The sequence below is a fragment of the Streptomyces sp. NPDC000880 genome (assembly GCF_053599675.1).
This window is the reverse complement of record NZ_JBSFMS010000006.1, coordinates 68,956-82,831: the sequence shown is the minus strand read 5'-3', so window position 1 is coordinate 82,831 and position 13,876 is coordinate 68,956. Positions and strand designations below refer to the sequence as shown.

The 13,876-nt window shown below is 70.5% G+C and carries 12 protein-coding genes; 4 read left to right on the top strand and 8 right to left on the bottom strand.

Going from position 1 to position 13,876, the window contains the following annotated elements; translation table 11 throughout:
* Positions 1–30: 30 nt before the first annotated feature.
* The 4 genes from ACWDO5_RS03655 to ACWDO5_RS03640 are packed head-to-tail and all read right to left on the bottom strand — an operon-like array spanning position 31 to position 5,730.
* Positions 31–1,191 carry an acyl-CoA dehydrogenase family protein gene (locus ACWDO5_RS03655; RefSeq protein WP_450528052.1) on the bottom strand — a complete coding sequence of 387 codons (1,161 nt, stop codon included), beginning with the start codon at positions 1,189–1,191 and terminating at the stop codon, positions 31–33.
* A gap of 2 nt (positions 1,192–1,193) precedes the next feature.
* Positions 1,194–2,138 (bottom strand): hydroxymethylglutaryl-CoA lyase, encoded by a 945-nt coding sequence (locus ACWDO5_RS03650; protein ID WP_450528050.1) that lies wholly within the window; start codon positions 2,136–2,138, stop codon positions 1,194–1,196.
* On the bottom strand, positions 2,135–4,099 hold the full coding sequence (locus ACWDO5_RS03645) for an acetyl/propionyl/methylcrotonyl-CoA carboxylase subunit alpha (protein WP_450528048.1): 1,965 nt from the start codon (positions 4,097–4,099) through the stop codon (positions 2,135–2,137). The genes ACWDO5_RS03650 and ACWDO5_RS03645 overlap by 4 nt, the downstream gene beginning before the upstream one ends.
* Positions 4,100–4,113: 14 nt before the next feature.
* Positions 4,114–5,730, bottom strand: coding sequence for a carboxyl transferase domain-containing protein (locus tag ACWDO5_RS03640; protein WP_450528047.1), 1,617 nt, complete (start codon positions 5,728–5,730; stop codon positions 4,114–4,116).
* 106 nt (positions 5,731–5,836) lie between these two features.
* Between ACWDO5_RS03640 and ACWDO5_RS03635 the strand changes: the two genes are divergently transcribed.
* Complete coding sequence (locus ACWDO5_RS03635) at positions 5,837–6,430, top strand: SACE_7040 family transcriptional regulator (protein ID WP_450528046.1); 594 nt, start codon at positions 5,837–5,839, stop codon at positions 6,428–6,430.
* A gap of 90 nt (positions 6,431–6,520) precedes the next feature.
* Positions 6,521–7,309, top strand: a complete 789-nt coding sequence (locus tag ACWDO5_RS03630; protein WP_450528044.1) for a phosphatase — start codon at positions 6,521–6,523, stop codon at positions 7,307–7,309.
* Between the two features lie 33 nt (positions 7,310–7,342).
* On the opposite strand, the gene tesB is transcribed toward ACWDO5_RS03630, so the two are convergent.
* Both tesB and ACWDO5_RS03620 read right to left on the bottom strand, forming a co-directional pair.
* Positions 7,343–8,206, bottom strand: coding sequence for an acyl-CoA thioesterase II (gene tesB / locus ACWDO5_RS03625; RefSeq protein WP_450528043.1), 864 nt, complete (start codon positions 8,204–8,206; stop codon positions 7,343–7,345).
* Between the two features lie 34 nt (positions 8,207–8,240).
* Positions 8,241–9,398, bottom strand: coding sequence for an acyl-CoA dehydrogenase family protein (locus ACWDO5_RS03620; RefSeq protein WP_450528041.1), 1,158 nt, complete (start codon positions 9,396–9,398; stop codon positions 8,241–8,243).
* A gap of 170 nt (positions 9,399–9,568) precedes the next feature.
* On the opposite strand from ACWDO5_RS03620, the gene ACWDO5_RS03615 reads away from it, so the two are divergent.
* Entirely contained in the window at positions 9,569–10,012 is a 444-nt protein-coding gene (locus ACWDO5_RS03615; RefSeq protein WP_450528040.1) for an AAA family ATPase, read from the top strand.
* A gap of 200 nt (positions 10,013–10,212) precedes the next feature.
* Here ACWDO5_RS03615 and ACWDO5_RS03610 read toward each other — a convergent pair whose 3' ends face one another.
* Both ACWDO5_RS03610 and ACWDO5_RS03605 read right to left on the bottom strand, forming a co-directional pair.
* Complete coding sequence (locus ACWDO5_RS03610) at positions 10,213–10,695, bottom strand: hypothetical protein (protein WP_450528039.1); 483 nt, start codon at positions 10,693–10,695, stop codon at positions 10,213–10,215.
* A gap of 105 nt (positions 10,696–10,800) precedes the next feature.
* A complete protein-coding gene (locus ACWDO5_RS03605; protein WP_450528038.1) occupies positions 10,801–12,270 on the bottom strand; it encodes a PucR family transcriptional regulator in 1,470 nt (489 codons plus the stop codon).
* Positions 12,271–12,392: 122 nt separating this feature from the next.
* Here ACWDO5_RS03605 and ACWDO5_RS03600 point away from each other — a divergent pair, with 122 nt between their 5' ends.
* Positions 12,393–13,862, top strand: a complete 1,470-nt coding sequence (locus ACWDO5_RS03600; RefSeq protein ID WP_450528036.1) for a sodium:solute symporter — start codon at positions 12,393–12,395, stop codon at positions 13,860–13,862.
* Positions 13,863–13,876: the final 14 nt, after the last annotated feature.

Genomic DNA, 13,876 nt, shown 5'->3' with positions numbered 1-13,876 from the left:
GCGCCAGGCGGGCAGGCCCAACTCCGTGCGTCAGGCGGGCAGGCCCAACTCGCGTGCGATCAGCATCCGTTGTACCTCGCTCGTGCCCTCGCCGATCTCCAGGATCTTGGAGTCGCGCCACATCCTGGCCACCGGGTACTCGTTCATGAAGCCGTAGCCGCCGTGGATCTGGGTGGCCTCGCGGGCGTTGTCCACCGCGATCGTCGAGGAGTACAGCTTGGCCAGCGCGGCCTCCTTCTTGAACGGCTCGCCCCGCACCAGCCGGGACGCCGCGTCGCGCCAGCCGACCCGGGCCATGTGGGCCCGCATCTCCATGTCGGCGATCTTGAACTGGATGGCCTGGTTGGCGCCGATCGGGCGTCCGAAGGCGTGCCGCTCCCGCGCGTACTTCACGGACTCGTCCACACAGCCCTGGGCCAGGCCCGTGGCGAGCGCGGAGATGGCGATCCGGCCCTCGTCGAGGATGCGCAGGAACTGGGCGTAGCCGCGGCCCTCCTCGCCGAGCAGATTGGCGAGCGGCACCCGGACGTCGTCGAAGGACAGCTCACGGGTGTCCGAGGCGTTCCACCCGACCTTGGAGTAGGGGGCGGCGACAGTGAAGCCCGGGGTGCCGGAGGGGACGATGATCGAGGAGATCTGCGGCTTCCCGCCGTCCGTGCGGCCGGTGACCGCGGTGACCGTGACCAGGCCCGTGATGTCCGTACCGGAATTGGTGATGAAGCATTTGGAGCCGTTGACAACCCACTCGTCGCCGTCCCGTACCGCCGTGGTGCGGGTGCCTCCGGCGTCCGAACCCGCGCCCGGCTCGGTCAGGCCGAACGCGCCGAGGATCTCGCCGGAGCACAGGCGGGGGAGCCACTGCCGCTTCTGCTCCTCGGTACCGAACAGGTGCAGGGGCATCGCGCCGAGCGAGACGCCCGCTTCGAGGGTGATCGCGACGGACGAGTCGACGCGGGCCAGCTCCTCCAGGGCGATGCCGAGGGCGAGATAGTCGCCGCCCATGCCGCCGTACTCCTCGGGGAAGGGCAGTCCGAACAGGCCCATGCGGCCCATCTCGCGGACGATTTCGTACGGGAACTCATGGCGCTCGTAGAAGTCGCCGATCTTGGGCGCCACGACGTCGTGCGCGAACGCCTCGACGGTACGGCGGAGTTCCTCGTGTTCGGTGGAGAGCCGGTGGTCGAGCGACATTTCTACGACTCCTTGTGGGAGAGGGCAGAGACGGTGCGGGAGGGGCTGGGTCGCCCCAACTGTCCGGCCAGCCAGACGCTGGTGGCGGTGAGCCGGCCGAGGTCGACCCCGGTTTCGATGCCGAGGCCGTCGAGCATCCACACGAGGTCCTCGGTGGCGAGGTTTCCGGTCGCGCTCTTCGCGTAGGGGCAGCCGCCGAGGCCGCCCGCGGAGGCGTCCACGGTGGTCACGCCGTGCTGCAGCGCGGCGAGGGTGTTGGAGAGGGCCTGCCCGTACGTGTCGTGGAAGTGCACCCCGATCGCGGAGGTGGGCACTGACTCCCCGTTGAGCTCGGCGAGCAGGCTCTGCACATGGCCGGGCGTGGCCACGCCGATGGTGTCGCCCAGGCTCAGCTCGTCGCAGCCGAGGTCCATGAGCCGCTTGGCGACCTGGACGACCTGGTGGACGGGGACGGGCCCCTCCCACGGGTCGCCGAAGCACATCGAGAGATAGCCGCGAACATGGATCTTGTCGTCGCGGGCCTTGGCGACGACCGGCTCGAACATGGCGAGCGACTCGTCGATTGTGCGATTGAGGTTGCGCTTCGCGAAGGTCTCGGTCGCGCTGCCGAAGATGGCGATACGGCGCGCGCCGAGGGCCATGGCTCGCTCCAGCCCGCGGGCGTTCGGCACGAGGACGGGCAGGCCGACGCCCCCGATGTCGCCGAGGAGGGGGAACAGCTGCTCGGCGTCGGCCAATTGGGGCACCCAGTCGGGGTGCACAAAGCTGGTCGCCTCGACGGTGGTCAGTCCGGCGTCGGCCAGCCGGTGGATGAACTCGGCCTTGATCTCGGTCGGTACGACCGTCTTCTCGTTCTGCAAACCGTCGCGCGGGCCCACTTCGTGGATGCGCACCCGGGGTGGCAGCAGGTCCTGCGACGGGAACTCCATTGGCAGTCGGCCGGTCATCGCTCGTCCTCCTCGTACGGGGTGATCACGGCCAGCACCTGGTCCATGGCGACGGTGGAGCCCGCGGTCACATCGAGCTCGGTGACGGTGCCGGCATGCGGGGCGGAGATGACGTGCTCCATCTTCATTGCCTCGACGACCAGCAGACTCTGGCCGGCGGCGACCTCGTCCCCGGCGGCGACCTTGACGACCGTGACCGTCCCGGGCATGGGTGCGGCCAGCGTGTCGGCCCCCGCGTGCGCGGCGCCGGTGAGAGAGGCGGCGACGGGGTCGTGGTCCTGGACGTGCCAGGAGTCACCGTCCCGGCCGAGCCAGTCGCCGGCCCGCCAGAAGGTGTGGACCAGGCCGTCGAGGGTGACCGAGACCCGGTCGGCCTCGACGCGGTGGCTGCTGCGGTCCCGCACCTCATAGGCCACCGGGTCGAGTCCCGGCGCGCGGAACCAGTGGGTGACGGGGGCAGGCCGGCCGCCCATGCGCCAGCCGCTCGGCACGGAGAAGGGGTCGGTCCAGCCCGTGCCCCGCCGCGGAGTCAGCTCGGCGAGCCGGACCGCGGCCGCGGCTTCGTACACCTCGTCCGGGATCCCGGACGGCACCAGTCCGTCCGCCTCGCGCTCCACCAGGCCCGTGTCCAGATCGCCCGAGACGACCGACGGGTGGGCCAGCAGGCGGCGCAGGAAGCCCGCGTTCGTCGGCACGCCGAGGGTGACCGTGTCGGCGAGGGCCGCGCGCAGGCGGCGCAGGGCCGTCGCGCGGTCCGGGCCGTGGGCGATGACCTTCGACAGCATCGGGTCGTACAGGCTGCCGACATCCGCGCCCTCGCTGAGACCGGAGTCGGTACGCACTCCGTCGCCCTGCGGTTCGCGCAGGGCGAGCACTGTGCCGCCCGAGGGCAGGAAGCCGCGGGAGGGGTCCTCCGCGCAGATACGGGCCTCGATCGCATGGCCTGTGAGGGAGATGTCCCGCTGGGCGAACGGCAGTTGCTCGCCCGCCGCGACCCGAAGCTGCCACTCCACCAGGTCCAGGCCGCTCCTTCCCGCGATCGACACAGCCAGTTCCGTCACCGGGTGCTCGACCTGGAGGCGGGTGTTCATCTCCATGAAGAAGTACGAGGAGGGGTTGTTGCCCGGGACGATGAACTCCACCGTGCCCGCGCCCCGGTAGCCGCACGAACGCGCCGCCTGAACGGCCGCCTCGCCCATCGCGGCACGGGTCTTGGGGTCGAGCAGGACGCTCGGCGCCTCCTCGATGATCTTCTGGTGGCGGCGCTGGAGCGAACACTCGCGCTCGCCGAGGTGGACCACGTTGCCGTGGCCGTCCGCCAGCACCTGGATCTCGATGTGCCGGGGGCGGTCGATCCACCGCTCCACAAGGAGGGTGTCGTCGCCGAACGAGGCACGCGCCTCCCTGCGGGCCGCCGCGATCTCCTCCAGGAGCGCCGACTCGACCCGGGTCAGGCGCATGCCCTTGCCGCCGCCGCCCGCCGAGGGCTTCAGCAGCACCGGCATGCCGATCTCCCGGGCGGCAACGGCCAGTTGGTCGTCCGTCAGGCCGGAGCCGGACGAGCCCGGCACCACCGGGACGCCCGCCGCTCGCACGGTCTCCTTCGCGCGGATCTTGTCGCCCATCAGCGAGATCGCAGAGGCGGGCGGCCCGATGAAGACCAGGCCCGCGTCGCTGCAGGCCTGTGCGAAGCCCGCGTTCTCCGCGAGGAAGCCGTAGCCGGGGTGGACGGCCTCGGCGTCGGTACGGGCCGCGGCCTCCAGCAGGCGCTCCACGCAGAGGTAGCTCTCGGCCGCGGGTGCGGGGCCGATGCGGACTGCCGTGTCCGCCTCCCGTACATGCCTCGCGTCCGCGTCCGCGTCGCTGAAGACGGCGACCGAGCGGACGCCCAGCGCGCGCAGCGTACGGATGACCCGGACCGCGATCTCGCCCCGGTTGGCGACAAGAACTGTGCTGAACATCGTCATGGTCCGTCTCACATCCGAAAGACGCCGAAGGCGGGGTCGGTCAGCGGGGCGTTGGCGCAGGCCGTGAGCGCGAGGCCCAGCACCTGCCGGGTCTCCAGGGGGTCGATCACGCCGTCGTCCCACAGCCTGGCCGTCGCGTAATAAGCATTGCCCTGTTGCTCGTACTGCGCTCGGATCGGCTCCTTGAAGGCCTCTTCCTCGGCGGCCGGCCACTGCTCGCCGCGGCCCTCGAGCTGGTCCCGCTTCACCGTGGCCAGCACCGACGCCGCCTGCTCGCCGCCCATCACCGAGATCTTGGCGTTGGGCCACATCCACAGGAAGCGCGGGGAGTACGCCCGGCCGCACATCGAGTAGTTCCCCGCGCCGTACGAGCCGCCGACGACGACCGTCAGCTTCGGCACGCGGGTGCAGGCCACCGCCGTGACCATCTTCGCGCCGTGCTTGGCGATGCCGCCCGCCTCGTAGTCCCGGCCGACCATGAAGCCCGAGATGTTCTGCAGGAAGAGCAGGGGGATGCCGCGCTGGTCGCACAGCTCGATGAAGTGCGCGCCCTTCTGGGCGGACTCGGAGAACAGGATGCCGTTGTTGGCGACGATGCCGACCGGGTGGCCGTGGATCCGGGCGAAGCCGGTGATCAGCGTCGTGCCGAACTCCGACTTGAACTCCGCGAACCGGGAGCCGTCCACGATCCGGGCGATCACTTCGCGTACGTCGTAGGGGGTGCGGGAGTCCACCGGCACCGCGCCGTACAGCCCGGCGGGGTCCACCTTCGGCTCCTCGGCCGGTTCGACCGGCCAGGGGAGCGGGCCGCGCTCGGGGAGCGTCGCCGCGATGTTCCGTACGATCCGCAGCGCGTGCGCGTCGTCCTCGGCGAGATGGTCGGTGACGCCGGAGATCCGGGAGTGGACCTCGCCGCCGCCCAGCTCCTCCGCCGTGACGACCTCGCCGGTCGCGGCCTTCACCAGGGGCGGGCCGCCGAGGAAGATCGTGCCCTGGCCCCGCACGATCACGGCCTCGTCGCTCATCGCCGGGACGTATGCCCCGCCGGCCGTGCAGGAGCCGAGGACCGCCGCGATCTGCGGGATGCCGGCGCCGGACATCCGGGCCTGGTTGTAGAAGATCCGCCCGAAGTGCTCGCGGTCGGGGAAGACCTCGTCCTGCATGGGGAGGAAGGCGCCGCCGGAGTCGACGAGATACACGCAGGGCAGGCGGTTCTCCAGCGCCACCTCCTGGGCGCGCAGGTGCTTCTTGACCGTCATCGGGTAGTACGTGCCGCCCTTGACGGTGGCGTCATTGGCGACGACGACCACCTCGCGGCCGCTGACCCTGCCGATCCCGGCGATCACTCCGGCGGCCGGGGCCTGGCCGTCGTACATCCCCTCCGCGGCGAGCGGGGCGAGCTCCAGGAAGGGTGAGCCCGGGTCGAGGAGGGTGTCCACGCGGTCGCGCGGCAGCAGCTTCCCGCGCGCGGTGTGGCGGGCTCGGGCCTTCTCGCCGCCGCCGAGGCGGGCCGCGGCCAGCTTGGCGCGCAGGGCGTCGGCCAGCTCCTGGTGCGCCTCCTCGTTGGCCTGCCAGGCCGGGGAGGCGGGGTCCGCCGCGCTCGCCAGCACGGGTGCCTGCTGCATCGTCGTGAGCCCCCTTGCCGTACGACTTCGTACGAGAAAAGTTAATGAGCGTTAACGCATTTCCTTCAGGTTAACGACCGCTAACAGCGTTGTCTAGAATCAATCCATGACCACCAGGACGGATGCCCCGACGCGCCGCGAGCAGATCCTCAAGGAGGCCGCGCGCCTGTTCGCCGAGCGCGGCTTCCACGGCGTCGGCGTCGACGAGATAGGGGCGGCCGTCGGCATCAGCGGACCCGGCCTGTACCGCCACTTCCCCGGCAAGGACGCGATGCTCGCGGAGCTGCTGGTGGGTATCAGCGAACGCCTGCTGAACGGCGGCCGGCTCCGCGTCGAGGAGGCGGCGGCCGACCCCCAGGCGTTGCTCGCGTCGCTCATCGACGGGCACATCGACTTCGCGCTCGACGACCGCCCGCTGATCACGCTCCACGACCGCGAGCTGGACCGGCTGCGCGACAGCGACCGCAAGCTGGTGCGGCAGCTGCAGCGGCAGTACGTCGAGCTGTGGGTCGCGGCGGTCCGCGAACTCCACCCGGACGTCGCGGAGTCGGAGGCCCGAGTGGCGGTCCACGCCGTGTTCGGCCTGCTCAACTCGACGCCGCACCTGGGCTCGTACGGCGGCGGTCTGCCGGGCCGCGCGGCGACGGAGACACTGCTGCGACGCTTGGCACACGGGGCGTTCGCGTCACTGGCGGGCTAAGGACCTGGGGTTTCGCCCAGGCACCGGCCGCTGCCGTCCAACGTTCGGGACGCAGGGTGCCGCGGGCGTGGCGGACGGCACAATGGGCTCATGCCGATACCCAGCCGTGCCGCCCTTGTCGACCATCTCGTCCACACACGTATCGCCGGAGACGTCGCCACCCCCCGCGACAACAATCTCTCCCACTACCGCAAGCTCGCCAACGGCGACCGTCACTTCTGGCTCGGCCTTGAGCTCGGCGACCGGTGGACGGATGAGCAGGATGTGCTCGCCGTAATGGCCGAGCGGTGCGGTGTCAACGACGATCCCCAGCACCGAACCGGGCAGGACACCATCGACCCCGAGCTGACCGTCGACGCCCTGGACCGGCTGGCCGCCCGGCTGCGCAAGGCCGCCGCCGGGCAGGAGCGGGTGCTGTTCGCGACCGGGCACCCCGGCGGGCTGCTGGATGTCCACAGGCAGACCGCCGACGCGCTGCGGGCCGCCGGGTGCGAGATCGTACGGATTCCGGGCGGGCTCACCGCCGACGAGGGCATGGTCTTCCAGTTCGCGGACATCGCGATGCTGGAGCGCGGCGCGACCCTGTGGCACACGCACTCCCCGGCGCCCATGGCCGCGATCCTGGACGCGCTCGAGCGGGAGGGCCGCCCGCAGCCCGACCTGGTGGTGGCGGACCACGGCTGGGCCGGCTGCGCCGGGCAGCGCGGTCTGGACTCCGTCGGGTACGCCGACTGCAACGACCCCGCGCTCTTCATCGGGGAGGCAGAGGGAACCCTCCAGGTGGTGGTGCCCCTGGACGACCACGTCACGGATCCCCGCTTCTACGACCCGATGGCCGAGTACCTGCTGGACGCCGCGGGGCTGACGTCCCAGGGCTGACGGCGGGCGGGCACTGCTGCCCCCTGACCGTCCTCAGGCGCGGGGTACGCGAACGACGCCCTCCTGGATGACCGTGATCGCCAGCTGCCCGTCCTGCGTGTAGATCCGGGCCTGGCCCAGACCCCGGCCGCCGGACGCCGACGGTGACTCCTGGTCGTACAGCAGCCACTCGTCCGCCCTGAAGGGGCGGTGGAACCACATCGCGTGGTCGAGCGAGGCGCCCACCACATCGCCGACCGCCCAGCCGCCGCGGCCGTGCGCGAGCAGCACCGAGTCGAGCAGCGTCATGTCGGAGACGTACGTGGCGAGGCAGACATGCAGCAGTGGGTCGTCGGCGAGCTTGCCGTTCGTACGGAACCACACCTGCGAGCGCGGCTCGCGCGGCTGCCCGACCGTGCTCCACGGCGGTGCCTCCGCATACCGCAGATCCACCGCCGCCCTGGCCTCCAGCAGCCGCTGGGCGACGTGGGGTTCGAGGTTGCGCGGCAGGATCTCGGCCGCCGTCGGCAGGGTCTCCGGGTCGGGCGCGTCCGGCATCGCCGCCTGGTGCTCAAGGCCTTCCTCGTACGTCTGGAAGGACGCCGAGAGATGGAAGATCGGGTGGCCGTGCTGGACGGCGACGACCCGGCGCGTGGTGAAGGAGCGGCCGTCCCGGATGCGGTCGACCGTGTAGACGATCGGCGCGCCGGGGTCGCCCATGCGCAGGAAGTACGCGTGCAGGGAGTGGGCCGTGCGGTCCTCGGGGACGGTGCGGCCCGCGGCGACGAGCGCCTGGGCCGCGACCTGTCCGCCGAAGACGCGCGGTACGGCGGCGGAGCGCGACCGTCCCCGGAAGATGTCCTGCTCGATCTGCTCCAGGTCGAGCAGATCGAGCAGTCCGTCAAGTGCTTCGCTCATGGAAGGAACGTAACTGCCTTACCGGTGGCCTGCTTCAGAGGCCCATGGACTTGGCGATGATCGACTTCATGACCTCGCTGGTGCCACCGTAGATGCGGTTGACGCGGTTGTCGGCGTAGAGGCGGGCGATCGGGTACTCGTTCATGTAGCCGTAACCGCCGTGCAGCTGGAGGCACTTGTCGATGACGCGGTGCGCGACCTCGGTGCAGAACAGCTTCGCGGACGCGGCCTCCGCGGCGGACAGCTCGCCAGCGTCGATGGCGTCCATCGCGCGGTCCACGACGGCCTCGGCCGCATCCACCTCGGCCTTGCAGGCGGCCAGTTCGAACTTGGTGTTCTGGAAGGAGGCGACGGTCTTGCCGAAGACGGTGCGCTCCTCGACGTAACTCTGGGCGAACCTGACGGCTGCCTTGGCTTGGGCGTAGGCGCCGACGGCAATGCCGAGACGCTCCTGCGGCAGGTTCTGGCCCAGGTAGTAGAAGCCCTTGTTCTCCTCGCCGAGGAGGTCTTCGACCGGCACCTTGACGTCGGTGAAGGACAGCTCCGCGGTGTCGGAGGTCTTCAGGCCCAGCTTGTCGAGCTTGCGGCCGACCGCGTAGCCCTCGGACTTGGTGTCGACGACGAAGAGGGAGATGCCGTGGCGGCGGTCCTCGGCGGTGGGGGCGGCGGTACGGGCGCAGACGATCACGCGGTCGGCGTGGACGCCGCCGGTGATGAAGGTCTTGGCCCCGTTGAGGACGTAGTGCGTGCCGTCCTCGGAGAGCTTGGCGGTGGTCTTCATGCCCGCCAGGTCGGAGCCGGTGCCGGGCTCGGTCATGGCGATGGCGTACATCGTCTTGCCGGTGACGAAGTCGGGCAGCCAGCGCTTCTTCTGCTCGTCCGTGGCGTAGGCCTTGAGGTACGGCAGGCAGAGCATCACGTGTACGCCGGAGCCGCCGAAGTTGACCCCCGCCCGGGCGGTCTCCTCGGCTATGACGGCCTCGAACTTGAAGGTCTCCAGACCCGCGCCGCCGAACTCCTCAGGCACCTCGATGCCGAAGACGCCCAGCTCGCCGAGCTTGTAGTAGAAGTCGCGAGGCGCCTGGCCGGCGGCGTACCACTCGTCGTAAACGGGGACGACCTTGGTCTCGATGAAGTCGCGAATGGTCTCGCGGAACGCCTCGTGGTCCTCGTTGTACACGGTACGGCGCACGGGACGCCCCCTTCGTCAGCTCGTCCAAGGTTTATCTAAGCGCTTGCTCAGGAAAAGTTACCGGGCAGTCACCGCGGCTGTCCAGGGTGAGGCTCGGCACACTCCCATGCCACCCAACGCGAGCCGATGTCAGTTATGACCATTACCCTGACCGCGGAGAGGGGGGCAGCATGCTGCTGAGATTCCGCACCGCGAATGTGCGGTCACTGCGTGACGAGCAGGAGCTGTCGTTTGTCGTGTCCGACGATGAGCCGAGCTTGGCCGGGCGGCCGATCGAGCTCGCCGGCAGCCGTTCCCTGTCGGTTCTGCCGCTCATCGGCATCTTCGGGGCCAACGCGTCGGGCAAGTCGAACGTGCTGGCCGCAATGACCGATATGCGCTCCGCAGTCCTTAACTCGTACGCCCGCTGGGCGTCCTACGACGGCACCGCACGCACCCCCTTCGCACTGGACGCCAAGGAAGGTGAAGAGCCGAGCTTCTTCGAGACGGATCTCGTGCTCGATGGTGTCAGCGGGCAGCTTCGCGGAGGCCAAGAAGCGTGCAGTGAGGATGAACGCGGCCCATGGCGACCATGTGCCGAAGTCGCTGCGCGACCCGTACACGGACGTATTTGACTTCGTCGAGCAGGGCATGGGTGTGACCTCTTACTGACGAAAGCTGACCGGTTCGAGCGAACGGTGTCCGGGTTCCCGGTCATGGTGCGGACTTCTGGCGGCTGCTGGGGCAGGCACTGCCCGAGTACGAGGAGCGCCGGGCCGAGCTCGACGAACTGGGGCGGCGCATGTGGATGGGAGAGATTGCGTAGCCAACGGGTTCACTCGGGGATGCCCGGAGCCGCACCCACCCCGGCGTCCTCCCCGTCGTAGGCCGCCAGCGCGGCCTGGCGCAGGTCCAGGAGTTCGGCCAGGTCGTCGGGGGTCAGGTGTTCCTGGGCCAGTCTCACCAGTGCCCTGCCCTCCACGGCGGCCCACGCGTGCCGGGCCCGCTTGTTGGCCTTGCATCGGACGCCGCTGCGCAGGAAGCCCGCGCCGGCAGCGAACCCCGCCGAGGCCAGGGCGGTCAGCGCGGCCGGGATGCGGGCATCCGCCGAGGCCAGGCCCGCGGCTCCGGACGTGCCGGCGAGTAGCGCGGCGGGGAATCCGAGAAGGATGTTGGCCTTGTTCCACAACTCGGCTCGTCGGCCTGCAAGTTCCTTCTGGCGAGAGGCCTCGTCCCGCAGCCGCTCGGTCTCGGCGCGCAGGCGACGGGACGGTTCGCCCGGGTCCAGGAGCATGGTTCCATCAGCGGGAGTTGCCATGCGGGAATTCCAACACAGTTGATTGCCAAGGGATTTGCGCTGGCGCAACAGTCTTTGGGTACCTCCTTCGTGGGTTCCCCACGGAACCGTGGACGTCCCAACACCTCACGCCTGCCGCAGTGCAAACCAGAGCTCCATCCGTACATCAGGGTCGTCCAGGTCGTCGTCGAGGAGAGCCGCACAGCGCGCGATGCGCTGGCGGACGGTGTTGCGGTGGACCTCCATCGCCGCCGCGGTGCGGTCCCAACTGCCGTGCAGCGAGAGCCAGTTGCGCAGGGTGTCGAGCAAGGCGGGGGAGTCTGCGAGCGGGGCGAGGCGCAGCCGGGCGTGGGCGGCCGCCTCCTCGGGGGTCAGCAGCGCGGCGAGCGAGGTGCCGCGGTGCCTGACCAGGTCCGTGCGGGTGGCGGCGGCCCGGTGCACGGCCCTGGCGGCCTGGGTGTCGGCGGCGTCGAGCTCTTCGGGGTGGACGGGGGCGCTCACGCCGAGCACCCAGCCGGGCTGCGGGGTGACCTCGCGGTCGGCCGGCAGCAGGATCCGTACGGTCCCGTCGTCGGCCGGGTCGACGAGCGCGCTACCGAGCGCGGCGCCGAGCGCGGACGCGGCGAAGGGGGTGCCGCTCCCGCCGCGTGCATGAACGACTGTCCACCGCTCGGCCCCCAGCAGCGACGCGGCCTCGGAGGGCCCGGCCCCGAGCAGCAGCCGTACGAGGGCGGCGCTGCGCCCGCTGCTGTCGGCGCCCTGGTGGGGCGCGGTCAGTAGCGAGAGGAGGACGACGGCGACTCCGGCGACGGTGTGGTCGCCGGCCTCGCGCACGGGGGTGGCGAGCCCGAGGACGAGCCCCTGGTGCCCGCCGAGGGCGTAGGCGGCGAGCTGTGCGCCGGGAATGGCGTCACTGGCGGAGGCGGGCAGGGGCCCGGCCTGTCCCGCGTCGTCCCGCGGCGCTCCCGGCAGCGGTTTCACCACCCGCGCCAGCCGCCTCAGCGCCGCCCCCGCATCCGGGCTCGGCGCGCGGCCCGACGACGAGAGTTCCGTGCCGTCCGGGGCCAGCAGCACCGCCTGGCCGCCCAGGCGTGACGCCAGCTGGTGCAGGACCGCCGGGACCGGGTCCGGGCGGGCCGCCGCCGCGGCGAGGCCCTGCTGGGCCTGGGTCACCCGGCGCAGTTCCCGGTGGCGCGCCTCCGCCATCAGGCGCCACACCGCACGACCCATCACTGTGAACGTCGTCTCCGGCGGCACCTCGATCAGCGGCAGCTCATGCCGGTCGCACGCCTCGATCAGCGCCTGAGGCACCGAGTCGTACACCGGCGCCACCCCGAAGCCCAGCGCCGCCGCCCCCGCCTGCACGATGCGTGAGACGTACATGTCGGGGTCCTTGAGCAGCACCCCCGCGCTCAGCAGCAGCTCGCCGCCGAGCAGATACGGATAGGGATCCGCCATCTCGGACGTGTGCACCCAGTGCACCGCCGCGCCCGCCACCACCGGCCCGGCGATCTGCCGCAGACCGAGTTCCTCGCGGGCGAGCAGCGCGGCGAGGGGGATAGGTGGGGTCGGTGGGGCTGCTGCGATCTCCGGCATGGACAGTCCATCCATAGGCGGCGTCAAGAATGGATGAAACGTACACTTCAGCGATGCTTTCCGGCCACTTACCGTCGTCGCACAGGATCTGAGGACCCGGGGGACGAGACGAAGGGAAGCCGATGGCTGTCGACTATGCAGTAATCGTCGTCTATCTGGCCGGCATGCTCGGCATGGGCTGGTGGGGCATGCGCCGGGCCAAGACCAAGAGCGAGTTCCTGGTCGCGGGCCGCCGGCTCGGCCCCTGGATGTACTCCGGCACCATGGCCGCCATCGTCCTCGGCGGCGCCTCCACCATCGGCGGCGTGGGCCTCGGCTACAAGTACGGCCTCTCCGGCGCCTGGATGGTCTTCGCCATCGGCCTCGGGCTGCTCGCGCTGAGCATCTTCTTCTCCGCGCGCATCGCCCGCCTCAAGGTCTACACCGTCTCCGAGATGCTCGACCTGCGCTACGGCGGCAAGGCCGGCGTCATCACCGGCGTCGTGATGTGGGCGTACACCCTGATGCTCGCGGTCACCTCGACCATCGCGTACGCCACGATCTTCGACGTCCTCTTCGACATGAACCGCACCGTCGCGATCATCCTCGGTGGCTCCATCGTCGTCGCGTACTCCGCGCTCGGCGGCATGTGGTCGATCACCCTCACCGACATGGTGCAGTTCGTCGTCAAGACCGTCGGCGTGCTGCTGCTCCTGCTGCCCATCGCGGTCGTCAAGGCGGGCGGCTTCGCCCAGATGAAGGCCCAGCTGCCGACCGAGTACTTCGCGCCGCTCGGCATCGGCGGCGAGACGATCTTCACGTACGTCCTGATCTACACCTTCGGCATGCTGATCGGTCAGGACATCTGGCAGCGGGTGTTCACCGCGCGCAGCGACAAGGTCGCCAGCTACGGTGGCACGGTCGCCGGTACGTACTGCCTCGTCTACGCCCTGGCCGGCGCCGTGATCGGCACGGCCGCCCGGGTCCTCTACCCGAAGCTCCCCAGCGCCGACGACGCCTTCGCCACCATCGTCAAGGACGAACTGCCCATGGGCGTGCGCGGTCTGGTGCTGGCCGCGGCCCTCGCCGCCGTCATGTCGACGTCCTCCGGCGCGCTGATCGCCTGTGCCACCGTCGCCAACAACGACGTCTGGTCGCGGCTGCGGGGCCTCGCGTCCCGGCGCGGTGAAGACCACGACGAGGTGAAGGGCAACCGTGCCTTCATCCTGATCATGGGAGTCGCGGTGATCTGTATCGCCATCGCGCTCAACAACGTCATCGAGGCGCTGACGGTCGCGTACAACCTGCTCGTCGGCGGCCTGCTGGTGCCCATCCTGGGCGGCCTGCTGTGGAAGCGCGGCACCGTGTACGGCGCGCTCGCCTCGGTGGTCGTCGGCGGCGTCGCGGTCATCGGACTGATGGCGTCGTACGGAATCCTCGCCAACGAGCCGGTCTACTACGGCCTGCTGTCCTCCCTCGCGGCGTACCTGATCGTCTCTCTGGCGACCAAGCCGACGGACCCCGCGATCCTGGCCAATTGGCGCGAGCGCCTGGCGGGCCGGTCCACCGAGGACGAAGAGACCCCGGTCGAGTCCGTGGCCGTACCCAGCTAGAGTCAAAACCGCAA